At 66.5% G+C, this 20887-nt stretch carries 25 protein-coding genes; 14 read left to right on the top strand and 11 right to left on the bottom strand.

What is annotated here, in order from left to right:
• The first annotated feature begins 31 nt into the window (after positions 1-31).
• Positions 32-1150 (top strand): phosphatase domain-containing protein, encoded by a 1119-nt coding sequence (locus QE394_RS13035; RefSeq protein WP_349034729.1) that lies wholly within the window; start codon positions 32-34, stop codon positions 1148-1150.
• Positions 1151-1176: 26 nt separating this feature from the next.
• Here QE394_RS13035 and QE394_RS13030 read toward each other — a convergent pair whose 3' ends face one another.
• The 3 genes from QE394_RS13030 to QE394_RS13020 all read right to left on the bottom strand — a co-directional run bounded on the left by QE394_RS13030 (position 1177) and on the right by QE394_RS13020 (position 3610).
• Positions 1177-2679 carry a family 1 glycosylhydrolase gene (locus tag QE394_RS13030; protein ID WP_261620281.1) on the bottom strand — a complete coding sequence of 501 codons (1503 nt, stop codon included), beginning with the start codon at positions 2677-2679 and terminating at the stop codon, positions 1177-1179.
• A gap of 109 nt (positions 2680-2788) precedes the next feature.
• Complete coding sequence (locus QE394_RS13025) at positions 2789-3166, bottom strand: hypothetical protein (protein ID WP_056078099.1); 378 nt, start codon at positions 3164-3166, stop codon at positions 2789-2791.
• Positions 3167-3235: 69 nt separating this feature from the next.
• Positions 3236-3610 (bottom strand): J domain-containing protein, encoded by a 375-nt coding sequence (locus QE394_RS13020; protein WP_349034728.1) that lies wholly within the window; start codon positions 3608-3610, stop codon positions 3236-3238.
• A gap of 143 nt (positions 3611-3753) precedes the next feature.
• Between QE394_RS13020 and QE394_RS13015 the strand changes: the two genes are divergently transcribed.
• Complete coding sequence (locus tag QE394_RS13015; RefSeq protein WP_056078093.1) at positions 3754-4071, top strand: MerR family transcriptional regulator; 318 nt, start codon at positions 3754-3756, stop codon at positions 4069-4071.
• A gap of 6 nt (positions 4072-4077) precedes the next feature.
• Here QE394_RS13015 and QE394_RS13010 read toward each other — a convergent pair whose 3' ends face one another.
• From QE394_RS13010 to QE394_RS13000, 3 genes are read right to left on the bottom strand one after another with little or no spacing between them, the layout of a single operon-like run.
• Positions 4078-4890: a phosphatase PAP2 family protein gene (locus tag QE394_RS13010; protein WP_261620279.1), complete on the bottom strand. Its 813-nt coding sequence runs from the start codon at positions 4888-4890 to the stop codon at positions 4078-4080.
• A 59-nt stretch (positions 4891-4949) separates the two neighbouring features.
• Positions 4950-5798: an NAD(P)-dependent oxidoreductase gene (locus QE394_RS13005; protein ID WP_349034727.1), complete on the bottom strand. Its 849-nt coding sequence runs from the start codon at positions 5796-5798 to the stop codon at positions 4950-4952.
• Between the two features lie 26 nt (positions 5799-5824).
• Positions 5825-6418: an adenylate kinase gene (locus QE394_RS13000; RefSeq protein WP_349034726.1), complete on the bottom strand. Its 594-nt coding sequence runs from the start codon at positions 6416-6418 to the stop codon at positions 5825-5827.
• Between the two features lie 281 nt (positions 6419-6699).
• Here QE394_RS13000 and QE394_RS12995 point away from each other — a divergent pair, with 281 nt between their 5' ends.
• The 7 genes from QE394_RS12995 to QE394_RS12965 all read left to right on the top strand — a co-directional run bounded on the left by QE394_RS12995 (position 6700) and on the right by QE394_RS12965 (position 13362).
• The gene (locus QE394_RS12995; protein ID WP_349034725.1) at positions 6700-7443 is read left to right on the top strand and encodes a GAF and ANTAR domain-containing protein; all 744 of its coding nucleotides are present in this window, start codon (positions 6700-6702) and stop codon (positions 7441-7443) included.
• Positions 7444-7488: 45 nt separating this feature from the next.
• Positions 7489-7932 (top strand): response regulator, encoded by a 444-nt coding sequence (locus QE394_RS12990; protein WP_349034724.1) that lies wholly within the window; start codon positions 7489-7491, stop codon positions 7930-7932.
• A 22-nt stretch (positions 7933-7954) separates the two neighbouring features.
• Entirely contained in the window at positions 7955-8959 is a 1005-nt protein-coding gene (locus QE394_RS12985; RefSeq protein ID WP_349034723.1) for a phosphodiester glycosidase family protein, read from the top strand.
• 6 nt (positions 8960-8965) lie between these two features.
• A complete protein-coding gene (locus QE394_RS12980) occupies positions 8966-10090 on the top strand; it encodes a bifunctional glycosyltransferase family 2/GtrA family protein (protein WP_349034722.1) in 1125 nt (374 codons plus the stop codon).
• A 76-nt stretch (positions 10091-10166) separates the two neighbouring features.
• Positions 10167-10850, top strand: a complete 684-nt coding sequence (locus tag QE394_RS12975; protein ID WP_056078070.1) for a DUF4956 domain-containing protein — start codon at positions 10167-10169, stop codon at positions 10848-10850.
• A complete protein-coding gene (locus QE394_RS12970; protein WP_349034721.1) occupies positions 10847-11629 on the top strand; it encodes a polyphosphate polymerase domain-containing protein in 783 nt (260 codons plus the stop codon). The genes QE394_RS12975 and QE394_RS12970 overlap by 4 nt, the downstream gene beginning before the upstream one ends.
• A gap of 116 nt (positions 11630-11745) precedes the next feature.
• Positions 11746-13362 carry a carbohydrate-binding domain-containing protein gene (locus QE394_RS12965; protein WP_349034720.1) on the top strand — a complete coding sequence of 539 codons (1617 nt, stop codon included), beginning with the start codon at positions 11746-11748 and terminating at the stop codon, positions 13360-13362.
• Positions 13363-13519: 157 nt separating this feature from the next.
• Here the strand turns inward: QE394_RS12965 and QE394_RS12960 are convergent, their stop codons facing one another.
• Positions 13520-14362: an alpha/beta hydrolase gene (locus QE394_RS12960; RefSeq protein WP_349034719.1), complete on the bottom strand. Its 843-nt coding sequence runs from the start codon at positions 14360-14362 to the stop codon at positions 13520-13522.
• A gap of 119 nt (positions 14363-14481) precedes the next feature.
• Positions 14482-14679 (bottom strand): hypothetical protein, encoded by a 198-nt coding sequence (locus tag QE394_RS12955; protein ID WP_261620269.1) that lies wholly within the window; start codon positions 14677-14679, stop codon positions 14482-14484.
• A gap of 98 nt (positions 14680-14777) precedes the next feature.
• Here QE394_RS12955 and QE394_RS12950 point away from each other — a divergent pair, with 98 nt between their 5' ends.
• Both QE394_RS12950 and QE394_RS12945 read left to right on the top strand, forming a co-directional pair.
• Positions 14778-15155, top strand: coding sequence for a metalloregulator ArsR/SmtB family transcription factor (locus QE394_RS12950; protein WP_349034718.1), 378 nt, complete (start codon positions 14778-14780; stop codon positions 15153-15155).
• Complete coding sequence (locus QE394_RS12945) at positions 15152-16183, top strand: cation diffusion facilitator family transporter (protein WP_261620267.1); 1032 nt, start codon at positions 15152-15154, stop codon at positions 16181-16183. The genes QE394_RS12950 and QE394_RS12945 overlap by 4 nt, the downstream gene beginning before the upstream one ends.
• Positions 16184-16203: 20 nt before the next feature.
• Here QE394_RS12945 and QE394_RS12940 read toward each other — a convergent pair whose 3' ends face one another.
• The 3 genes from QE394_RS12940 to QE394_RS12930 all read right to left on the bottom strand — a co-directional run bounded on the left by QE394_RS12940 (position 16204) and on the right by QE394_RS12930 (position 19673).
• Positions 16204-17388 (bottom strand): acyl-CoA desaturase, encoded by a 1185-nt coding sequence (locus QE394_RS12940; protein WP_261620266.1) that lies wholly within the window; start codon positions 17386-17388, stop codon positions 16204-16206.
• 11 nt (positions 17389-17399) lie between these two features.
• The gene (locus QE394_RS12935) at positions 17400-18497 is read right to left on the bottom strand and encodes a ferredoxin reductase (protein WP_349034717.1); all 1098 of its coding nucleotides are present in this window, start codon (positions 18495-18497) and stop codon (positions 17400-17402) included.
• A gap of 141 nt (positions 18498-18638) precedes the next feature.
• Entirely contained in the window at positions 18639-19673 is a 1035-nt protein-coding gene (locus QE394_RS12930) for an LLM class flavin-dependent oxidoreductase (RefSeq protein WP_349034716.1), read from the bottom strand.
• A gap of 71 nt (positions 19674-19744) precedes the next feature.
• Between QE394_RS12930 and QE394_RS12925 the strand changes: the two genes are divergently transcribed.
• The 3 genes from QE394_RS12925 to QE394_RS12915 are packed head-to-tail and all read left to right on the top strand — an operon-like array spanning position 19745 to position 20873.
• Complete coding sequence (locus QE394_RS12925; RefSeq protein ID WP_056078035.1) at positions 19745-20104, top strand: YnfA family protein; 360 nt, start codon at positions 19745-19747, stop codon at positions 20102-20104.
• A gap of 20 nt (positions 20105-20124) precedes the next feature.
• Positions 20125-20529, top strand: coding sequence for a DUF202 domain-containing protein (locus QE394_RS12920; RefSeq protein ID WP_349034715.1), 405 nt, complete (start codon positions 20125-20127; stop codon positions 20527-20529).
• Positions 20530-20534: 5 nt separating this feature from the next.
• Positions 20535-20873 (top strand): DUF202 domain-containing protein, encoded by a 339-nt coding sequence (locus QE394_RS12915; RefSeq protein ID WP_261620263.1) that lies wholly within the window; start codon positions 20535-20537, stop codon positions 20871-20873.
• Positions 20874-20887 lie beyond the last annotated feature (14 nt).

Genomic DNA, 20887 nt, shown 5'->3' with positions numbered 1-20887 from the left:
CACGGGCCGCCGCCTGTGGCAGAGTGGAACCATGGACCCGGCGCCGCAGAACCCGACCCAGCCCGCAACCCAGCCCGCTTCCGGGCGGCCGGGAAAGTTTCCGGAGCGCCGGCCCGAGCTTGGCGGGAACCAGGCCTTCCGCTTGGCCCACCGCATCTCCGACGGGTTCAACAGCTTCCGGATCCGGCTCGCCAGGCGTTGGGACTTCGTGCCCCGGACCATTGCCTACCAGGGCTACGGATCCACCAGCCGTGTCCGGGTCCTGGGCCGCGTGCTGATGACGCAGAAGCCGCTTCCCGGCAGCAAGGCCGAGCAGGAGGCCAAGAACGCTACCCAGAACGTCCGCGGCTGGCGCGCCTTTACCGGCGTGCCGCTGCAGTTCGCCGACGTCGAAATCACCATCGGTGATGTTGTCACCCGCGTACAGGCTGACCGCGGCGGCCTGGTGGACACCGAGGTGGACGTCCAGCTGTCGCCGGGCTGGCACACGGCGACACTGCAGGCCGAGGGTACCGAGCCGGCAGAAGCACTGATCCACGTCATCGCCCCTGACGTGAAGTTCGGCATCGTGTCCGATATTGATGACACCGTCATGGTGACGGCACTGCCCCGCCCGTTCCTGGCCCTGTGGAACACGTTCGTCCTCAGTGAGCGGGCCCGCATGGCAACGCCGGGGATGGCCGTACTGCTGGACCGGCTGACCATCGAACACCCCGATGCCCCCGTCATTTACCTCTCCACCGGGCCGTGGAACGCTGCGCCTACCCTGGCGAGGTTCCTGGGCCGCAACATGTACCCGTCGGGGCCGCTGCTGCTGACGGACTGGGGCCTGACGCAGGACCGCTGGTTCCGCAGCGGCCAGGACCACAAACACCGCAACCTGGAAAGGCTCAGCAAGGAGTTCCCGGACATGCGCTGGCTCCTCATCGGGGACAACGGCCAGCACGACGAAGCCATCTACTCCGGCTTCGCATCGGAGAACCCGGACAAAGTGGCGGCCATCGCCATCCGCCAGCTGTCCGTCAGCGAATCGGTTTTTGCCGGCGGCCACTCCGAGGACGGGGACCATACCGCGTCCAAGGTGCCGTGGATCTACTCCCCTGATGGAGCCGGCATGGCCAAGCAGCTGGGCATGCTGGACCTGCTCTAGGATCCCGCTCCGCCTGAAACGTGACCCTAGGCGGCGTCCTCCGGGATGACGGCCTGGGCGATTGCCGCACTTGCAGCCTGGAACAGGTCACGCTCTTCAATGAGTTCCTGCAGCCAGAAGTAGGACGCCTTGGGTGTACGCTCAAGGGTCTCGAAGTCCACATGCAACAGCCCGAACGGCTGCTTGAAGCCCGCGGACCACTCGAAATTGTCCAGCAGTGACCAGACGTAGTAGCCGCGCAGGTCCACGGACTCCGCTTCGCCGCCGGGAGCGGTGGCACGCAGCGCCGCCTCGAGGTGGTCCGAGAGGTACTTCAGCCGCCGCTCATCCGGAATGAACCGGGTGTTGGTGGATTTGTCCCGGACGATGATGTCCTCGAAACTGGCGCCGCCCTCGGTGAGGATGACGGGCGGGAGGTTGGGATATCGCTCGGCCATTTCCTTCAGCGCCACCCCCATGTACTCGGGCTTCACGGGCCACCCGTAGGACGTGATGTCCGCTTCGGGCCAGGTTTCCACGTGGAACGGTGTGCCGCCATTGCCTGCCGCGCTCAGGTCGCTGCCCATGGCTTCGGCCATGCTGGCAGGGACCGCCCCGCCGCCGGGGCCAACGGCCACCTTGGTGGGCATGTAGTAGTTGAGCCCGTAGAAATCCAGTGGCTGGGAGATCAGTTTCATGTCCTCCTCCGGATGTTCGAAGGAGGAGAAGAACTTCGCTGCCCTGATGAGGTCCGGATATTTTCCGGTGAGGACGGGATCCGCGTACAGCCGGTTCTGGGCGAGGTCCATGAGGCCGGCGCTGATCTTATCCAGCGGATTGATGGAGTTGGGGACCATGGGTGAGTAGACATTGGTCATCCCGATTTCGCCGGGGACCTTGGCGGCACGCAGTGCCTGCACGGCAAGTCCGTGGCCCAGCAGCTGGTGGTGCACAGTGGGGAAGGCACCCAGCATCAGCTCCTTGCCCGGCGAGTGCAAGCCCAGCGTGTAGCCGTTGGTGGTGACGGTGGCCGGTTCGTTGATGGTGACCCACCGCGCAACCCGGTCGCCGAACTTCTCCGCGAGGATTGCGGCATACTCCCCCAGCCGGTACGCGGTGTCACGGTTCATCCAGCCGCCTGCCTCGTCCAGCGCCAGCGGCGTGTCCCAGTGGTAGATGGTGGCCATCGGGGAGATTCCGTTGGCCAGCAACTCGTCGAGGAGACGGTCGTAGAACGCGAGGCCTGCGCTGTTGGCGGGTCCGCTGCCGGTGGGCTGGATCCTCGGCCAGGCAAAGGAGAACCGGTAGGAGTCCACCCCCAGCTGCTTCATGAGGGCAACGTCCTGCGGCATCCGGTGGTAGTGGTCCGTGGCCACCGCAGGGCTGTGGCTGTCCACGATCGCACCGGGCTTGGCGGCGAAAACATCCCAGCCTGCGGGACCGCGGCCGTCCTCGTCCAGGGCCCCCTCAATCTGGATGGCCGCGGTGGCGACGCCGAGCGTGAACCCCGGGGGAATGATTGCTGCGAGGTCCTTGGCGGAGATGTGCATCTGGCGGCCTTCGTGGTGATCGGCGGATAAGTACGTCTCAGGATGGCACAGCGGAAGCCCCCTGACGAGCAACTGCTGCGGTGCCCGTCAGCGAGCCTGCTGCGGACGGCTATTGGGAGCCGAAGAGGAACTCCTTGGCGTGGGCCACGGCCTTCCGGAACGCATCATTGCGCAGGGTGACCAGGTGCTCCGGTTCGCCGTCGGCAGGTTCAAGGTAGGCCGTGTAACCCGGCCTGAGGACCCAGATGTCACCCGCAGGCGGGAGGTAGAAAACGCCGAAGGACCGCTGTTGCCGTTCATCCACGGTCCACACCGGCACCACGGCAAGGGCTGCGCCGGTTGACGGGTTGATCCACTGCGCCCGCGGCACCGGCTCCTCATGCGCTTCAGGATCCAGGAAGGGTGCCGTTCCTTTGCCCCACCGCTGTTCAAAGCGCTCATGGAACGCCGGGATCAGGTGTGAATCGTAACGCCGCCACTCGCTCATGCGGCTCTCTCCTTCCTCGTTGTGTGTGATGTTGCCAATGCGTCAGATACCTCCCCCGCTTGCCCGGAGTCAGGCCCAGGGCCCGCTTTCCCAGCGCACGGGGGTGACCCGGATGATGTCTCCGGAGGCTCCGCCGTTGCCGGGTACCTTCCGGACAGCAACGGGCCTGGCTGTGGACAGGGGCTGGCCCGTCGATGCAGTCCTGTCTGTCGGTAAAGTCCGCTGCCGGTCATAGGCCGCCCGCCGGGCCGGGTCGCGCAGCACCCCGTATGCGTCCATGATCCGCAGCAGCTCGTCGCCTGGCGAGCCCTGGACGGAATCCGCCGGCCCGACGTCGGGATGGTGGGCGCGCATGAGGCCGCGGTAGGCCCGCGCAATGTCCAGACGGCCGGCGTCGGGCGGCACGTTCAGGATGGCGTAGTAGTCGGGAGGACGTGCCATCATCGCCCACTCCTTGCAGCTTAGTGGTGCGGGACAGGGGTTTCGAGTCTTCTTCCTACTGTGCATCTTCTATGGTGGCGGATATAGATTTTTTATAGCACCCGTGAGAAACTGAAGCAAGACCGCACCGAGTGCTTGGAGGATGCATGGCAGAACCGCAGGTCCCGCCTCCCGCGCGGCCCGGATCCACTGCGGTTTACGCCATTTCGGTAGCTGCCCGGCTGACCGGCACGGGCCAGCAGAACATCCGCCTCTACGAGACCAGGGGCCTGCTGACGCCGGCCCGGACCTCCGGCGGTACGCGGCAGTACAGCGAGGATGACATCGCGGTGCTGCTGCGGATAGGTGAGCTGCTGGAACAGGGCCTCAATCTCGCCGGAGTGGCCATGGTGCTGGAACTCGAAGCTGCGAACCTGAAACTGCACAGCGCCCTGAAGCGCGCCCGGCAGCGGCCGTCCGGCTGACCAGCCTCAGTCGCGAGGGGTTTCCGCCTTGGACAGCTCCCCGGTGACCCGCTCGCCCGGGACCCTAGCCGTCCGCCAGGTATCCAGGGCGATCACGCCGCCCAGGATCAGCAGCGAGAGCGAAAACGAGGCGAGGGTGTCGGTCAGCCAGTGGTAGCCCAGGTACAGCCTGCTCACCGACGCCAGCACGATGCCGACGCCGGCACCGACGAACCCGAACACGGCGGCCCGGGTGTTCCTGCGGCGCGAAAAGATGAGGAAGGTGCCCACCAGCAGGAAGTCGCACGCGCCCAGGACGTGGCCGGACGGGAAGGAAAAGGTGTGGTCGATTCCGAAGAGCATTGTGTCCTCCGGCGGGCGGGACCGCTGGACAATGCGAAGGATGATCTGCGAGATGATGACGCCGCTGAGCATGGCTGAAGCCAGGAGGATGGGGCGCCAGGCGTGCTTCGCCGCGAATCCCCACACCACGATGACCACGAGGACGATGATGGGCAGCGCGATGGGGCCGAAGACCACGGCCAGGAAGATCATGACGGCGGTGAGGGCGCCGGAGCGCTCCATCAGCAGCCAGTCGCGGACCGGGCCGTCTGCCGCGGACAGGCCGTCCGCCTGCACCACGCTGACCAGTGTGGCAATGAACAGTCCCAGGCCAACCACAGCCAGGATGACCGAGGCGCGGTAGAGGCCGCGCCGGTCCGCCGGCTCCAAAAAGCGTTCCTCCACCACGAACTTGTCGTGGAAGGCCCGCCAGCGTCCGGTGTTCCTGCCGGCCGCCGTGCGGGACGTTCCGGAGCCTGCTGTTTCGTGCTGTGCCACCGTTGTGTCCATCCTTGCCGCATGGGTCAGTGCCCGGTAAGTATTGCCTAGGGTGAAGATTATCCCTCGTGATCCCGCCAGCTGTGTTTGGGCTCGAAGCCGAGGAGCCGCCGCGCCTTGTCGATGGAGAGCATGGTTTCGTGCTCGCCGAGTTCCTTGGTGACCTTGACAGCGGGGAAGACCTCCGCGGCGAGGCTGGCGCTGGACCGGCTCATGACGGTGTCCGCGTTGGCGATGATGAACGCTTCGAACCCCGGTTTTCCGTTCTCCAGTGCCTTCGCTACCGCCTGCGCGCCGTCCCGTCCGTCGATGTAGCCCCAGAGGTTCCACTTGCGCAGCGTCGCGTCGGAGTCGAAGGAAGGGAACCGCTCATAGTCTTCGATGTCCATGACGTTCGAGAACCGCAGTCCCACGATGCTGAGGTCGGGGTCCCAGCGCGTCATTTCGACGGCCATCTGCTCTTCCAGCTTCTTGACCAGGGAATACGTGCTTTCGGGCCGGGCCGGGTATTCCTCGTCCACGGGAATGTAGGGCGGGTCGACGTCGAACGGCAGTCCCAGCACCGTCTCGCTGGAGGCGTACACCACCTTTTTGATCCCGGCGCGGCGCGCGGCCTGGAAGACGTTGTAGGTGGAGAGCATGTTGTTCTCGAACGTGGCGGCGTCCGGAAGGATGCCCGGCGCCGGTATGGCACCAAGGTGCACCACGGCGTCGAACCCGTCGTGGCGGTCATCCACCCCCAACAGGGCGTCCAGCACCTGGCCGTAGTTGCGCAGGTCCACCACCAGGAGCGCCGGGCTGCGTGTTCCAGCACGGTCCAGGGTCAGGACCTGGTGGCCGTCGTCCGTGAGGCGGCGGACCACATGCCCGCCAAGTTTTCCGTTTCCGCCGGTGACGGCAATCTTCATGGGGTTTCCTTTGCTGGTGAGGCCGGTCAGGGGCGGGGATGGAAAGAGGCCAGGAATTTTTCGACGGCGGCGATCGCCAGGGCGGTGATCTCTCCGGGGTCTCCGGTGCCGTCCACGGATACCAACAGTCCGCGGCCCGCATAGGCCGAGACTACTTCATGTGTTTCCGTGTGGTAGAGCTCCAGCCTGCGGCGGAAGACCTCCTCGGTGTCATCCGAGCGGCCCTGCTCCTGTGCCCGCCGGTGCATGCGCTGCTCCAGTTCGGCATCCGGGGCCAGCAGTTCGATGACGGCATCCAGCGCCCTTCCCTGGCTGGCCAGCATGGTGTCCAGCTCCGCCACCTGCGGCGCGGTGCGGGGATAGCCGTCCAGGAGGAAACCGGAACGGAGGTCCGGGTCCTGCAGCCGGTCCCTGATGAGCGCATTGGTGAGATGGTCCGGAACGAAACTGCCGCCGTCGAGATATCCCGCGGCCTGGCGGCCAAGTTCCGTTTCCCTGTTCACGTTGCTGCGGAAAATGTCCCCCGTGGAGACGGCCGGAACGTTGAAATGGCGCGCAAGGTGCTCCGCCTGCGTCCCTTTGCCCGAACCCGGCGGACCGATGATGAGCAGTCTGGTCATGTTCGCGTCCCTCCGGCGAAGTGTCCGTTGGCGTCCGGTTGCCACCGCAGCCACGGCGACCGCTTCATTCTGCCGGGAACACCCCGCGTCCGCCAGTGGTGGAGGTGCGGAAACATGACACTTTGGCCTGCGAAGCCATGTATATACTTCTGAATATCGGTTTAGCAGCAGGCCGTTGGAAAGTTCGTCGATCCAGCGACCTGAACCCCTTCCGGCTTTCCGCCGGCCGGCGTGAATGTTGCCTGGCTCGTTTTGACCTGAGCGAATGGCACCAGAGAATCGTGGCCAGCGAGTCAACAGCAAAAACCGATACATCCATCACTGAACACCTGCACGAGCTGGTCCTCAGCAGCTCCGACGTTGAGGACTTCCTTAATGAACTGGCGCGGGTGTCCGCGCGCAACCTTTCCGAACCCGGCGATGAGATCCTGTGCGCCATTGCGCTGCTGCGGCAGCGCAAGGCCGCAACCGTGGCCAGCAGCAGCCCGGAAGCCGCATCACTCGGCCTCCTCGAGCACCAGTACCCGGAGACGCCCAGCCTGACGGCGTCCATGGAAAAGGTGACAGTGCACGTGCCGGACCTGGAAAACGACGGCAGCTGGCCGGAGTATGCCGGGGCCGTCCTCGGCCAGGGCATCCGTTCGGTGCTTGCACTGCCGTTCCGGCTGGAGGGCGAAACCAGGGCCGCCCTGCTCCTGTATTCACGGCGCCCGCACCGGTTCGAGGGCCGGGCGCTCAAGTTTGCCGAGGATTTCGTCGGCCAGACCTCACTGGCCCTCCGCCTGGCAGTGCGCTTCGCCCACTACAGCGAGACTGCGGCGAACCTGCGCGCCACCCTCGAATCCCGGACCGTCATCGACATGGCCGTGGGCATCATCATGGCACAGAACCGGTGCAGCCAGCAGGACGCCTTCGATATCCTCAAGACCGCCTCCAGCACCCGCAATGCCAAACTCCACGAGGTGGCCAGCGCGGTTGTCAACTCCCTGGGCCAGGGGCCGGCGAAGACTCACTACGACGGTTAGGCCCGCCACGCTAGACTGATGCCATCTTTGGCCTGGGGGGCTTCAATGGAACAACAACGTGTCTGCCTTGTGGTGGAGGACAACGACGATATCCGCGGTCTCATCACCGTGGTCCTGACGCGCGCGGGATTCGAGGTGAGGGCAGTGGCGAGCGGTGCCGAGGGCATTGCCGCCGCTGCCGATCCGGCGGTGTCCCTGGTAACGCTGGACCTGGGCCTGCCGGACATGGACGGCCACGTAGTGGCGCGGGCCGTCCGGGCGCTGAGCAAGGCGCCGCTGCTGTTCCTGACGGCCCGCTCCGAGGAGGACGATGTCCTGGCCGGGATGGCTTCGGGAGCTGCCGCCTACCTCACCAAGCCCTTCCACCCAAAGGAACTCAAGGACCTGGCCAACCGGCTATGCCCCGCCGTGTCTGCCCCCTCCGCGCAGAATGTCGACGCCCCCCAAATTTCACAGGCCAATCACATCAACGGCAAATCCTTCTGCTAACTTGCCTCCGTAGAAATGGGGCATGACATTCCAGCAGACCACCGAACGTAAACCCGGCCGCGTCAGGCGAGCCGTCATCGCCGGGGCCGTAGCCCTCACGCTGTCCGCCGGCGGCGCCACCGCCTGGGCGCTGGACCGGTTCGTGGTGCAGCATGTGGAGATCTCGGACGTCTCCGCGTACGAAGCCAGCCAGGCCGCGACCGCCCAAAGCGGCACTGCCCAGTCCAGCACCGCCACGGCGTCCAGCGACGGATCCGGCACCGCCACCACCGCGGTCACCACGGACACGTCCTACACGTCGGATTCGTCCAACATCAGCATTTCCACGGTGACCACGGGCAGCGGCGACAGCACCGTCACGTATTACGTTGCCGACGTCGTGCTCGATGACGCCACCGCGCTGCAGTCCGCGTTCGCCAACGACAGTTTCGGCGAGAACATCACCGAGAACACCTCCGCCATCGCCGAGGCGAACAACGCCATCTTCGCCATCAACGGCGATTACTACGGGTTCCGGGACACCGGCATCGTGATCCGCAACGGCGTGGTGTTCCGCGATGAAGGGGCCCGCCAGGGCCTCGCCTTCTACCGCGACGGCACGGTCAAGGTCTACGACGAAACCAGCACCACCGCAGAACAGCTGGTGGCGGACGGCGTCTGGAACACCCTCTCCTTCGGCCCATCCCTCCTGGACAACGGTGAGGTGGCTTCCGGAATTGAGGACGTGGAGGTGGACACCAACTTCGGCAACCACTCCATCCAGGGCGAGCAGCCGCGCACCGCCGTCGGCATCATCGATGAGAACCACCTGGTATTCGTGGTGGTGGATGGCCGCAGCCCGGGCTACAGCGCCGGCGTCACCATGACCGGCCTGGCCGAAATCATGCAGGGCCTGGGCGCCACCACCGCGTACAACATCGACGGCGGCGGCTCCTCCACCATGTACTTCAACGGCGGGCTGGTCAACAACCCGCTGGGTGAGAACAAGGAACGCGGCACTTCCGACATCCTCTACATCGCCGGGTAGGCGGCCATGATCATCCTGATCCCGGCCTACGAACCGGACCACCACTTGCCCGCCCTGATCCGCCGGATCCGCACCGCCGAGCCGTGGACCGCCGTCGTGGTGGTTGATGACGGCAGCGGCCCCGCCTACAAGGACGTGTTCGACGACGTCAGGGCACTGGGGTGCCACGTCCTCAGCTACGCACGCAACCGGGGGAAAGGGTTCGCCTTGAAGGCCGGCTTCGGCTTCATTTCGGACAACCTGCCGGGCCATGATGTGGTCTGTGCCGACAGCGACGGCCAGCACACGGTGACGGACATCCTCCGCGTGGCCGAAAAGGTCCACGGGAATACCAACGATCCCCGCGGCGCAGCAACCATGGTGCTCGGCAGCAGGAGCTTCACGGGCGATGTGCCTGCCCGCAGCCGCCTCGGCAACACGGCCACCCGGGCGCTGTTCACCCTTGCCACCGGCGAGCGCATTGCGGACACCCAAACCGGGCTCCGCGGTTACCCGGCGGCCATGCTCCCGTGGCTCAGGTCGGTCCGAGGCGACCGGTACGAGTACGAGCTGAACCTGTTGCTGGAAGCGAAGAACGCCGGCTACTCCATCCAGTCCCTGGACATCGCCACGGTGTACCTGGACCACAACTCCGGTTCCCACTTCCGCCCGCTGGCAGACTCCGTGCGCATCTACGCCCCGCTCCTGAAGTTCCTCGGCTCGTCCTTTGCGGCGTTCCTGGTGGACACAACGGTGTTCCTGCTGCTCACGGTGCTGGTGGATTCGTTGCTCCTGGCCGTGCTGGGGGCCCGGGCGGTGAGTTCCGCGGTGAACTTCCTGGTAAACCGGCACGTGGTGTTCGAGCACGGCAGGCAACGGCCGGCCCGGTCCGCGGGGCTCCGTTATTTCAGCCTGGTGGCGGTGCTCCTCGCCGCCAACGTCGCGCTGATCTGGGCCCTTGAAGCGATCGCCGTACCGGCCCTGGCTGCCAAGGTCCTGGCCGAAATCATGCTGGTCGCCATCAGCTTCTCAGTGCAGCAGCGCTGGCTTTTCGCCCGGAAGCAAGACCGGCTGCCCGCCGTGGAACCCGCAAGGGGGGCGGCCGGAAATGCTGCCGGCAAACCCCCATCCAAAGCTCATATATCCGGCTAGGTTCCGTCACAGCACCTGCACAGTATCGCCGGGCATCGTAAGAAACAGCCCACCGAAAAACATCCCGGAGAATCCCATGAACCTCATTTTCATCCTCGCCGACCTGGCAGCCATCAGCATCCTCACCTTTGCCCTCTACCTCCGCCGCCACCGCCGGCGCGACCTGGTGGTCTCCTACCTCGGCATGAACGTGGGGGTCCTGGCCGTCGCCACCGCATTGTCCGGTTCCGCGGCCGGCCTGGGACTGGGGCTGGGACTGTTCGGCGTCTTGTCCATCATCAGGCTCCGCTCCACCGAGCTGGCCCAGCACGAGGTGGCCTACTACTTCTCGGCACTGGCCCTGGGCCTGATTGCCGGGCTCGGGATCGAGCCGCTATGGCTGACCGTTTCGCTGATGGCCCTGATCCTGCTGGTGATGTTCGTGGGCGACCACCCCAAGGTCCTGCCGGCGCACCGCCATCAGACCGTCATCCTGGACCGGGCCATTGCCGAGGACGGCGAGCTGTTCGCCCGGCTGGAGGAAGTGCTGCACGGCAAGGTCCACTCCGCCACCATCCAGCAGCTGGACCTGGTCAATGACAAGACCATCGTGGACGTCCGTTACGCCTACTCCCCCGCCGCCTACGCCGCCACTTCAGTCCCGGGAACCCTGACGGGATTTACGACGACGGCGCCGGCCACAGCGGGCACCATCCCCGCCGCTGAGTACATCCCCAGCCCGGAGCAGCTTCCCGGCCACGTCCAGGCAGGCGTGCGATGAACCCCGCGGGCGCCGCCGTCGGGAATCTCCATCTCTTCCCCTCCGTGGGCCTGGATGAACTGAACGCGGAGGCCGCACTCCAGACCCGCGTGGACCGGAAATATGTGCTGGCCGCCGGGACCGCGCGGCACCTGCTGGCCACCTTCGGCTCGGACATGCGGGTCCTGGAAATGGATGGAGCCCGCAGCTTCGCCTACGACTCCGTCTACTTCGACACCGCCGCCCTGGACAGCTACCTGCTGGCAGCCCACGGCCGGCGCCGCCGCTACAAGATCCGCACGCGGACCTATGTGGACAGCGCCATCAGCTTCCTGGAAGTCAAGACCGAAGGCGCACGGGAAGCCACCGTCAAGGAACGCATTCCGTACCTGCCAGAAGACCGTTCGCGGCTGACGGCCGAGGGGCTGGAGTACGTCCGGGACACCCTGGCCGCCGCGGTGGGGTCAATCCCCGCCGGACCCCTGGAACCCGTCCTCGAAACCCGGTACCACCGCACCACTTTCTACCTCCAGGAGTCGGGAAGCCGCGCCACCATCGATACCGGTGTGACATGGCAGCGGCCGGGCCGGGAGCCGTGGATCCTGGACAACGCCGTCATCCTCGAAACCAAGTCCGGCTCCACCGCCGGGCCACTGGACCGGCATCTGTGGGCGGCCGGCGTCAGGCCGTCCCGGATCTCCAAGTTCGCCACCGGGATGGCCGCCCTCCGGCCCGAACTTCCCGCCAACCGCTGGAACCGCACGCTGTCCCGCAGCCTCCCCCTCCGCCCTGCCGCCTGAAAGGGCGCCCTCCAACCGCTGCCTGATTGGCCGCCCGGCCAACAGCACGCTGCCCGGCAGACCATCCTGCATGCCTTACCCATCCGCTCTCCCCCCACCCCACCCAAGGACACTCCATGAAAAGCCTCCGCACTTATCTCTCCGTTGCCGCCATGGCAGCCGCCATCGGCCTGGCCGGCTGCTCCGTAACCGGCACGGCCCCCACCGGTGTTACCGGAACCTCCAGCACCGGGTCCTCCAGCTCGGCCTCTTCCGGCTCGGCGTCGTCCAGCTCGGCCGGCACCACCACGGCGGTGTCGCTGGACACGCTTGCCCAGGACACCCACTTCGACGGCGACGACCTCACTTGGGATACGGCCTCCGAGGTAGCCGTGACCCTGGCGGATGGCGCCAGCTCCGTGGCATCCGGGTCGTCATCCGGCGTCTCGGTAGACGGTGACACGGTCACCATCAGTGCCGCGGGCACCTACCGCCTCAGCGGGTCGCTCACCGACGGCAAGATCGTGGTGGCCGCCGGCGAGGAGGACACCGTCCGCGTCATCCTGGACGGCCTCACCCTGGCCAACTCCGCAGGGTCTCCCTTCGTGGTGGAAAGCGCGGACGAGGCGATCATCTACCTGGCAGACGGCACCAACAACTCGATCAGCGACTCCGCCACCTACGCCGACCAGGGAACGGACGCCCCCAACGCCGCCCTCTACTCCAAGGCCGACCTCACCATCGCCGGCCCGGGCACCCTTGCCGTGGACGGCAACTACAACGACGGCATTTCCAGCAAGGACGGGCTGGTCCTGGCCGGCGGCACCGTCACCGTGGACGCGGCAGACGACGGCATTGTGGGCAAGGACTACGCGGTGCTGCTGGACGGCGCCTACCAGGTCACCGCGGCCGATGACGGCTTCAAGTCCGACAACGAGGAGGACGAGGGCCGCGGCTGGGTCCTGGTCAATGGCGGCACTCTGGCCGTGACGGCCGGCGACGACGGCGTCAAGGCCTTCAACACCCTCACCATCGCCGCCGGCGACACCACCGTCAAGGAATCCGAGGAGGGCCTGGAGGCCCAGCACATTGTGGTGTCCGGTGGAACCGCCAACATCACCTCCAACGACGACGGCGTGAACGCCTCGGGCGGCAGCAGCACGGCCTCCGCCGGTGCAGGAGCAGGCGGCAGCATGGGCGGCGGCAGCATGGAGGTGGGCGACTACACCGTGGACATCAGCGGCGGCCTGCTGACCATCAATGCGCAGGGCGACGGCCTCGACTCCAACGGCAACGCCACCATTTCCGGCGGCACCCTGGTGGTGAACGGCCCCACGAACGACGGGAACGGTGCCCTCGACGTCAACGGCGAACTCGCCGTGACCGGCGGAACCGTAGCCGCTGCCGGCAGCGCGGGCATGGCGGTCACCCCTGGGGCGTCCTCCACCCAGTCCGGCGTGCAGGTGACGCTCGGCTCGTCCGTCCCGGCCGGCACCGTCATCCAGATCGCCGACCCGTCCGGAACCGTGGTGGCAGCGTTCGTCACCACCAAGGCCGCTGCCTCGCTGGTCTTCTCCTCAGCGGCAATCACCGCGGGCACCGAATACACCGTCTACACCGGGGGCACGGCAACGGTGAGTGCGGGCCTGGGTGAGGGCTCGCTCGACGGCGCCGCTCAGGCTGATACCGTCACCGCCGGCGAGTACACGGCGGAGCAGGGCCCCGGCGGCGGAGGCGGCGGCTTCCGCCGGTAGCCCCCGGTTCACTTCCCCACCCGCACCGACGTTGCCCCATCGGATAGGGTCCTTAAACCACCGTTTTGGGGAGCCTCTCTGATGGCGCATCCGATCCTGCTCATCCGGCGACGGCGGTTTCCCGCCGTCGCCGGATGTTTTTAACGCAGCTGGCCAGTCAGCCCTGCTTGGCCAGGAAGCCGAGCAGGGCTTCATTGACCTCCGCGGCGTGGGTCAGGAGCAGGCCATGCGGCGCCCCTTCGATTTCCACGTACTCCGCTTCCGGCAGTGCCTTGGCGAACAGCCGCCCGGTGGAGTCGATGGGGAGGATGTTGTCCGCGGTGCCGTGCACGATCAGCGCAGGAACGTCGATCTTGGGAATGTCCTGGCGGAAGTCCGTAATCCAGGTGGCCTGCGCGGCCACGGACGCGGTGGCACCGGAGCCTGCGGCCACGTTCCAGCTGGCGGTGACGGCCTCCTGGCTGAGGCGGGGTGTGCCCAGGAACGTGTCCGAGTTGTAGAAGTTCTTGAAAAACTCGGTGAAGAACGCATACCGGTCCGCGGTGACGGCTTCCTCAAGCCCGTCGAAGACCTCCTGCGGCACACCGCCGGGGTTGTCATCGGTCTTGAGCAGGAACGGTTCCAGGGACCCCAGGAAGGCTGCCTTGGCAATGCGCTCCGAACCGTAGGTGCCCAGGTAGCGTGCTACCTCGCCCGTGCCCATGGAGAAACCCACAAGGACGGTGTTGCCGAGGTCCAGCGTGGTCAGCAGGGTATTGAGGTCCGCCGCGAACGTGTCGTAGTCGTAGCCTTCGGTGGTCTTGCTGGACTTCCCGAAGCCGCGCCGGTCGTAGGTGATCACCCGGTAGCCGGCAGCCAGGAGGGCCGTGGCCTGCCGTTCCCAGGACGCACCGTCCAGTGGGTAGCCGTGGATCAGCACCACCGGCTGGCCGGAGCCGTGGTCCTCGTAGTAGAGCTCGATGTCGGTGCTGTTTTCAGTTCCAACGGTAATGAAAGCCATCGCGGCGAATTCCTTTCGAGACTGATCGGAGCAGGCAGGCGGCATGCCAATACCTGCGCAGTCCCTACTCTAGGACCGGTCCGGCCGTTCTCCTGCAGCCGCGGGGCGGCCCTGTCCGCCTACTGGGACGGCTGCGGCAGCTCACAGGTGATCTGCGGATTGACGCCCATGTAGTTCAGCGGCCCTGCGACGATGGTCACGGCGACGGTGCCTGCTTCTGCGCAGGACCCGGGGGCTCCGCCGAAATAGCCCCGCTGCCAGGCGGCCACGCCGCCGATGACCAGCCAGATGACGATGAGGGCTCCCACGAATTTCATCTTTCCTCCAAAGGCCGCGCAGCTTTGCGATCCATTATCCGACGGCTGCGCCCGGCACCATAGTGCGGGGCATGACATTCATGTGAAACTATATGCGCATGAATGCAGATAAGAACAGATGCTCGCTGGCAACGGACAGCCAATACGTGGAGCTGGCCGTTGAGGTCTTTTCCATGTTGGCCGACGCCACGCGGGTGCGGATCATCCTGGCGCTGCGCGGCGGCGAAATGGCCGTGGGTGCATTGGCGGACGTCGTGGGAAAGTCCCCTGCCGCCGTCTCGCAGCACCTGGCGAAAATGCGGCTGGCCCGCATGGTCTCCACCCGCCAGGACGGGACCCGGGTGCTGTACCGGCTGGAGAACGAGCATGCCCGGCAGCTCGTGGCCGACGCCATCTTCCAGGCGGAGCACGCATTGGGTGGCGAACCGGCCCACCACCGACTGCCGGGCCAGGGCGGAGAGGGGCACGTGTCATGACTGGACCCGGCCAGCAGGCGGCCCGGCACACCCACGACGGGCACGGCCACAGCCACGGGCACGAGCACAGCCATGACCACGGCCACCATCACCACAGCGGCTTCAAGGGCTGGCTGATGGAGCTGTTCGTCCCCCACACGCACGACTCCGCGGATTCGATCGACGACGCTATGGAGGCCAGCACCGAGGGGATCCGTGCACTGAAAATCAGCCTGTTCGTGCTGCTGGGTACTACCGTGCTGCAGTTCATGGTGGTGCTGTTCAGCAGTTCCGTGGCGCTGCTCGCGGACACCATCCACAACTTTTCCGATGCCCTGACGGCGGTGCCGCTGTGGATCGCTTTCATCCTGGGCCGGAAGGCGGCCTCCCGCCGCTACACGTTCGGGTTTGGGCGGGCGGAGGACCTTGCCGGGCTCTTCATCGTGGGGGTGGTGGCCCTCTCGGCAGTGGTGGCCGGCTGGCAGTCCGTGGACCGGCTGATCCATCCGCAGCCGCTCCAGAACCTGGGCTGGGTGATGGCGGCCGGGCTGATCGGCTTCGCCGGAAACGAAGCTGTGGCCATCTACCGCATCCGCGTAGGCCGCAGAATCGGGTCCGCCGCGTTGGTGGCCGACGGCGTCCATGCCAGGACGGACGGCTTCACGTCCCTGGCCGTGGTGCTGGGTGCCCTTGGCGTGATGCTGGGCTTCCCGCTGGCGGATCCCGTCGTCGGCCTGCTGATTTCAATAGCGATCATGGTGCTGCTGTGGGGAACCGTCCGCAGTATCGGTCGCCGGCTCATGGACGGCATTGAACCCGACCTGGTGTCCCGTGCCGCCGAGGCACTGGAAGGCACTCCGGGAGTCCTGGCGGTGCAGCGCCTGCAGCTGCGCTGGAGCGGCCACCGGTTGCAGGGCACCGCCACCGTGCTGGTGGAGGACGGCAGCCTGTCCTCGGCCCAGGACGTGCTGGACCAGGCGGACCACCGGCTCAGGCACGCCCTGCCGAAGCTGGATGACATGGTGCTGTCACCCGGCAGGCGGGCCTAGAGCCGGCGGCGCGGCTGTGGTCAGGCCTTGGCAGCCTTGCCCGGCAGCGCCAGCTTGAAGATCTTGCCCCAGGTGGACCCGACCTGCTTCAGCAGCGGACCGGTGGTGTACTTCAAACCGTAGCGCTGGCAGATCTCACGGACCTTGGGTGCAACCTCGGCGTACCGGTTGGAGGGCAGGTCCGGGAAAAGGTGGTGCTCGATCTGGTGCGAAAGGTTACCGGTCATGATGTGCATGAATTTCGATCCGGAGATGTTGGCCGAGCCGATCATCTGGCGGATGTACCAGTCGCCGCGGGTCTCGCCTTCCGCCATTTCCTCCGTGAAGGTGTCCGTGCCTTCAGGGAAGTGGCCGCAGAAGATCACTGCATGGGCCCAGACGTTCCGCACTGCGTTGGCGGTCAGCGTCCCGTAGAGCGCCTGCTTTCCGGAGCCGGTCAGCATGGCAACGGCGGGAGTCGCGGCGTAGTCCTTGGTGAACTGCGTGATCACCTTCTTGCCCAGGGCTTTGAGGTCCTTGTGCAGCGCTTCCTTGGACTTCTTGCCTTCCTTGAACTCTGTCAGTTCGAGGTCGTAGATGGCGATGCCCCACTCGAAGAGGGGTGCCAGGATGGCGTTGTACAGCGGGTTGCCAAGGTTCATCGGCTTCCACGGCTGCTGTTCGTCCATCCGCAGGAGGTTGTATCCGACGTCGTTGTCCTTGCCCACCACGTTGGTCCAGCGGTGGTGAAGGTCGTTGTGGGTGTGCTGCCACGAGCGCGAGGGAGTGACAAAGTCCCACTCCCAGGTGGTGGAGTGGATGTCCGGGTCCCGCATCCAGTCCCACTGGCCGTGCAGCACGTTGTGCCCGATCTCCATGTTTTCCAGGATCTTGGCCAGGCTCAGCAGGGTGGTGCCGGCAACCCAGGCAGCCTTGTTCTTGCCAACCAGCAGGGCGGCGCGGCCGGAGATTTCCAGGCCACGCTGGACCTTGATCACCCGGCGGATGTAGGCGGCGTCTTCCGCGCCGCGCTTGGCGAGGACCTCGTCGCGGATGGCATCGAGCTCGCGGCCCAGCTCCGCCACCTGCTCGTCCGTCAGATGGGCGGCCGCAGGGGGCCGTACGGTGGGGCTGCCGGACTCGGCAAGCTTGCCGGGGCGCGTCCTTGAGCTGCCGGCGTTCGCCCCTCCGGTGGAGGCGGCCTTAGCGGGTGAGATGACAGACATTATTCTGCTCCTCAGAGTTCGAGGTTGACGGGTCCGGCGGCTGCCGAGACACACGTTTGGATCAGTTGGCCGGGATCGCCGTGGATTTCCCCGGTTCGGAGGTCGCGGACCTGGCCGGACAGGAGTGGGGTGAGGCAGCTGTGGCAGATGCCCATCCGGCAGCCACTGGGCATCAGCACCCCGGCGTCCTCTCCGACGTCCAGGATGGGGGTGTCGCCGTCGGCCTCCACCTCGCGGTCCGAGGCTTCGAAGGTGACCAGGCCGCCGTCGTGCCCCACACCCGCGGCAAAGGTTGTGTTGAACCGTTCGATCATGAGGTTGCCCGCGCTGCCGGCCACCGCAATGTCGGTGCCGGGCGCGGCGGTGGTGAGGGCGGCGCGGTTCCATAGGGCTTCGGCGTCGTCCAGGAAGCTGTCCGGGCCGCAGGCGTAGGCGGCACGGTCCTTCCAGTCGGGACAGATCTCGTCCAGCTGGTTGGTGTTGGAGAAGTCCATCCGGCCTTGCTCGCCGGTGAACCAGTGGGCGAGGCGGAAGTTGGGGAACTGGTCCGCAAGTTCGGCAAGTTCCTCGCGGAACAGGCTGTCCCCGGGCGTGCGGGCGGAATGGACGAGTACGACGTCGGCATCCGGGCGGCGCGGCACCAGCGTACGGATCATGGACATCACCGGAGTGATGCCGCTGCCGGCGGTAACCATCAGCAGCGGCCTGGGGTGCTCGGGCAGGACGAAGTCGCCCTGCGGCGGGGCAAGGAACAACACGTCGCCGGGGCGGGTGGTGCGCACCAGGGTGCCGGACACGGCTCCAACGTCCGTCACGGTGATGGCAGGGTCCTTGCCGGCGGCGGCGCTGAGGGAGTAGGAGCGCCAGTGCCGGACGCCGTCCAGCTCGACGCCGATGCGGGCCCACTGACCGGCCAGGTGCGACTGCCAGCCCCGCCCGGGGCGGAAGAAGATGGTGGCCGACTGGGCGGTTTCCTGGACAACCCGGGTGACGACGCCGCGGAGTTGCCGGGCGGAAAAGACGGGGTTGAAAAGGGCAAGGATATCTTCGGGAGCCAAGGGCGTGGTAAGCACCGAAGCCGCTTGGGCCAGCTGTCGTAGCCTGATCATGCAGTCAAGCCTAAGGCGGCGCGAGCCATATTTCTCTCTCTCCGTCATATGACCGTCCTGCAGCCATACTGGTTTGGGCGCTAAGCCCCCAAGCCGCACCTTAAGAGTAACGGCTGGGTCACGGAGATAGTTCCCACCCGGTCACTCCCTGGACGGATTCCAGCCCAGGGACGGAGCAATGTAGCGTGCCACGTTCCCCAGGAGTTTCGCGTTGAACTCGACGCCCAGTTGATTTGGAACTGTCAGGAGAAGGGTGTCAGCGGCCTGGACAGCGGTATCCGCAGCCAGTTCCTCCGCGAGCCGGTCGGGCTCGCCCACATAGCTTTTTCCGAACCTCGCCGTAAGTCCGTCAATGATGCCCACCTGGTCCCGGCCGTCGCGGAGGGCACTGCCGGCGAAATAACGGCGGTCCTCGTCATCGACGATGGGCAGCACGCTGCGGCTGACGGAGATCCTTGGCTGGTGGGAGTGGCCGGCCGCCTGCCAGGTATCCCGGAACAGCTGGATCTGTTCCGCCTGGAGTTCATGGAAAGGCACGCCGGTGTCCTCGGTGAGCAGGGTGGAACTCATCAGGTTCATTCCGAGTTCCGCCGCCCAAACGGCCGTTTTGCGGGTGCCGGCTCCCCACCAGATCCGCTCCCCCAGTCCGGGCGACTGCGGCTGCACGGGCAGGAGGCCGGTGGCACCACCGGCATACCGGGGGTCGGCTTCAGCCACTCCTGCCCCCGTAACCGCCTTCCGGAACAGCTCGGTGTGGCGGCGTGCCATGTCTGCGTCGGTTTCGCCGTCCCGGGGCACGTAGCCGAAAGCTGAAGCACCCTGGCGGGCCGGCTCGGGTGATCCGCGGCTGATGCCGAGCTGAAGCCTGCCCCCGCTGATCAGGTCAGTGGCTGCCGCTTCCTCCGCCATGTAGAGCGGGTTCTCATAACGCATGTCAATGACACCGGTACCGATCTCTATCCGGCGGGTGCGTGCTGCGATGGCGGCAAGGAGCGGAAACGGCGAGGCCTGCTGGCGGGCAAAGTGGTGGACCCGGAAGAAGGCACCGTCCACTCCGAGTTCCTCGGCGGCTACGGCTAATTCGATGCCCTGTACCAGCGCCTCGCCCGCGGTCCTGGTGCGGGAGCCCTGACCGGGCCCCCAGTGGCCGAATGAAAGGAATCCTATGCGCTCCATACCTGCCCCAACCTCCGGCTGCCCGGTGGCATTCCCGCGTTGCCGGCATTCCCGGCTGGCATGATGGCCGGGTGGGTATCCCGGAAGAAGCTGTCAGCGTCCTCAAGACCATCGTGCTGTTTGCTCTGGCTGCCGTGGCAGAAATCGGTGGAGCCTGGCTGGTGTGGCAGGCGGTCCGGGAAGGCAAGGACTGGTGGTGGGCGGGACTTGGTGTGATCGCCCTGGGTGCCTACGGCTTCGTGGCCACGCTCCAGCCGGACGCCCACTTCGGCCGGATCCTGGCGGCCTACGGCGGGGTGTTCGTTGCCGGATCTCTCGCCTGGGGGATGATGTTCGACGGTTTCCGGCCCGACCGGTGGGACGTGGCGGGCTCCGTCATCTGCCTGCTGGGGGTGGCAGTAATCATGTTTGCCCCGCGAAGCGCCGGATGAGCCGCCGCTAAACTGGCACCGTGACCAACAGCCAGCAAGCACCCGGAGACGCCGCACCGCCGTCGCGCGGCAAGATCGCCGAACGGCTGCTGCCCGGCGGCGAGGAACCGGACCCCAGGTTCACCCTCGCCAACGAACGGACGTTCCTCGCCTGGATCCGGACCTCCCTGGCCCTGCTGGCCGGTGGCATTGCCATCGAGGCGTTCACCTCGGACCTGTTCCTGGAACCTGTCCGCAAGGGTCTGGCCATCGTGCTGCTCCTGCTGGGCATGCTGCTCAGCGCCGGCGCCGCGCTGAGGTGGCTCCGCGTGGAACGCAGCATGCGGAATAAGGCGCCCCTCCCCCTGCCGCTCATTGTGCCCCTGCTGGCCGGGGCTGGCGCGGTGGCGGCCGCCGTCATCCTCGTTTTTGTCCTCTGGCGCTGATTCCTGTGGCACCGTCCGTTCCAGCGGGTGATACCCACGGGGATCCGGGCCTGCAGCCGGAGCGCACCTCGCTGGCCTGGGGCCGCACCATGCTGGCCCTGGTGACGGCGTGCGCGCTTTTCCTGCGTTGGCTGCCGCACCACGGGCTTCCCATCCTGCTGCTGTTCGCGGTGTCCGCCGGGGCTGCCCTGGCCATCTACCTCACGCAGCGCAGGCGGTACGGCGCCAAGTCGCACGGCGTCTCCGCGGAACACGTCGACGCAGACATCACGGCGGTGATCTGGACGGCTTTCACGGGTATCGCCCTGGGAGTCCTGGGGATCGGCGTGGTGCTCGCCGGGTAGTGCCCCGGATGCCG

Origin of the sequence: Pseudarthrobacter sp. SORGH_AS 212 (genome assembly GCF_030818145.1) — a bacterium.
Classification (GTDB): Bacteria; Actinomycetota; Actinomycetes; order Actinomycetales; family Micrococcaceae; genus Arthrobacter.
This window is presented reverse-complemented; position numbering and strand designations above follow the sequence as displayed.

Excerpts from the sequence above, each read along its gene's own strand:
- QE394_RS13035 (WP_349034729.1), top strand. The coding sequence starts at position 32 with ATGGACCCGGCGCCGCAGAACCCGACCCAGCCCGCAACCCAGCCCGCT.
- QE394_RS13030 (WP_261620281.1), bottom strand. The coding sequence starts at position 2,679 with ATGCACATCTCCGCCAAGGACCTCGCAGCAATCATTCCCCCGGGGTTC.
- QE394_RS13025 (WP_056078099.1), bottom strand. The coding sequence starts at position 3,166 with ATGAGCGAGTGGCGGCGTTACGATTCACACCTGATCCCGGCGTTCCAT.
- QE394_RS13020 (WP_349034728.1), bottom strand. The coding sequence starts at position 3,610 with ATGATGGCACGTCCTCCCGACTACTACGCCATCCTGAACGTGCCGCCC.
- QE394_RS13015 (WP_056078093.1), top strand. The coding sequence starts at position 3,754 with ATGGCAGAACCGCAGGTCCCGCCTCCCGCGCGGCCCGGATCCACTGCG.
- QE394_RS13005 (WP_349034727.1), bottom strand. The coding sequence starts at position 5,798 with ATGAAGATTGCCGTCACCGGCGGAAACGGAAAACTTGGCGGGCATGTG.
- QE394_RS13000 (WP_349034726.1), bottom strand. The coding sequence starts at position 6,418 with ATGACCAGACTGCTCATCATCGGTCCGCCGGGTTCGGGCAAAGGGACG.
- QE394_RS12990 (WP_349034724.1), top strand. The coding sequence starts at position 7,489 with ATGGAACAACAACGTGTCTGCCTTGTGGTGGAGGACAACGACGATATC.
- QE394_RS12985 (WP_349034723.1), top strand. The coding sequence starts at position 7,955 with ATGACATTCCAGCAGACCACCGAACGTAAACCCGGCCGCGTCAGGCGA.
- QE394_RS12980 (WP_349034722.1), top strand. The coding sequence starts at position 8,966 with ATGATCATCCTGATCCCGGCCTACGAACCGGACCACCACTTGCCCGCC.
- QE394_RS12975 (WP_056078070.1), top strand. The coding sequence starts at position 10,167 with ATGAACCTCATTTTCATCCTCGCCGACCTGGCAGCCATCAGCATCCTC.
- QE394_RS12970 (WP_349034721.1), top strand. The coding sequence starts at position 10,847 with ATGAACCCCGCGGGCGCCGCCGTCGGGAATCTCCATCTCTTCCCCTCC.
- QE394_RS12965 (WP_349034720.1), top strand. The coding sequence starts at position 11,746 with ATGAAAAGCCTCCGCACTTATCTCTCCGTTGCCGCCATGGCAGCCGCC.
- QE394_RS12960 (WP_349034719.1), bottom strand. The coding sequence starts at position 14,362 with ATGGCTTTCATTACCGTTGGAACTGAAAACAGCACCGACATCGAGCTC.
- QE394_RS12955 (WP_261620269.1), bottom strand. The coding sequence starts at position 14,679 with ATGAAATTCGTGGGAGCCCTCATCGTCATCTGGCTGGTCATCGGCGGC.
- QE394_RS12950 (WP_349034718.1), top strand. The coding sequence starts at position 14,778 with ATGAATGCAGATAAGAACAGATGCTCGCTGGCAACGGACAGCCAATAC.
- QE394_RS12945 (WP_261620267.1), top strand. The coding sequence starts at position 15,152 with ATGACTGGACCCGGCCAGCAGGCGGCCCGGCACACCCACGACGGGCAC.
- QE394_RS12940 (WP_261620266.1), bottom strand. The coding sequence starts at position 17,388 with ATGTCTGTCATCTCACCCGCTAAGGCCGCCTCCACCGGAGGGGCGAAC.
- QE394_RS12935 (WP_349034717.1), bottom strand. The coding sequence starts at position 18,497 with ATGATCAGGCTACGACAGCTGGCCCAAGCGGCTTCGGTGCTTACCACG.
- QE394_RS12930 (WP_349034716.1), bottom strand. The coding sequence starts at position 19,673 with ATGGAGCGCATAGGATTCCTTTCATTCGGCCACTGGGGGCCCGGTCAG.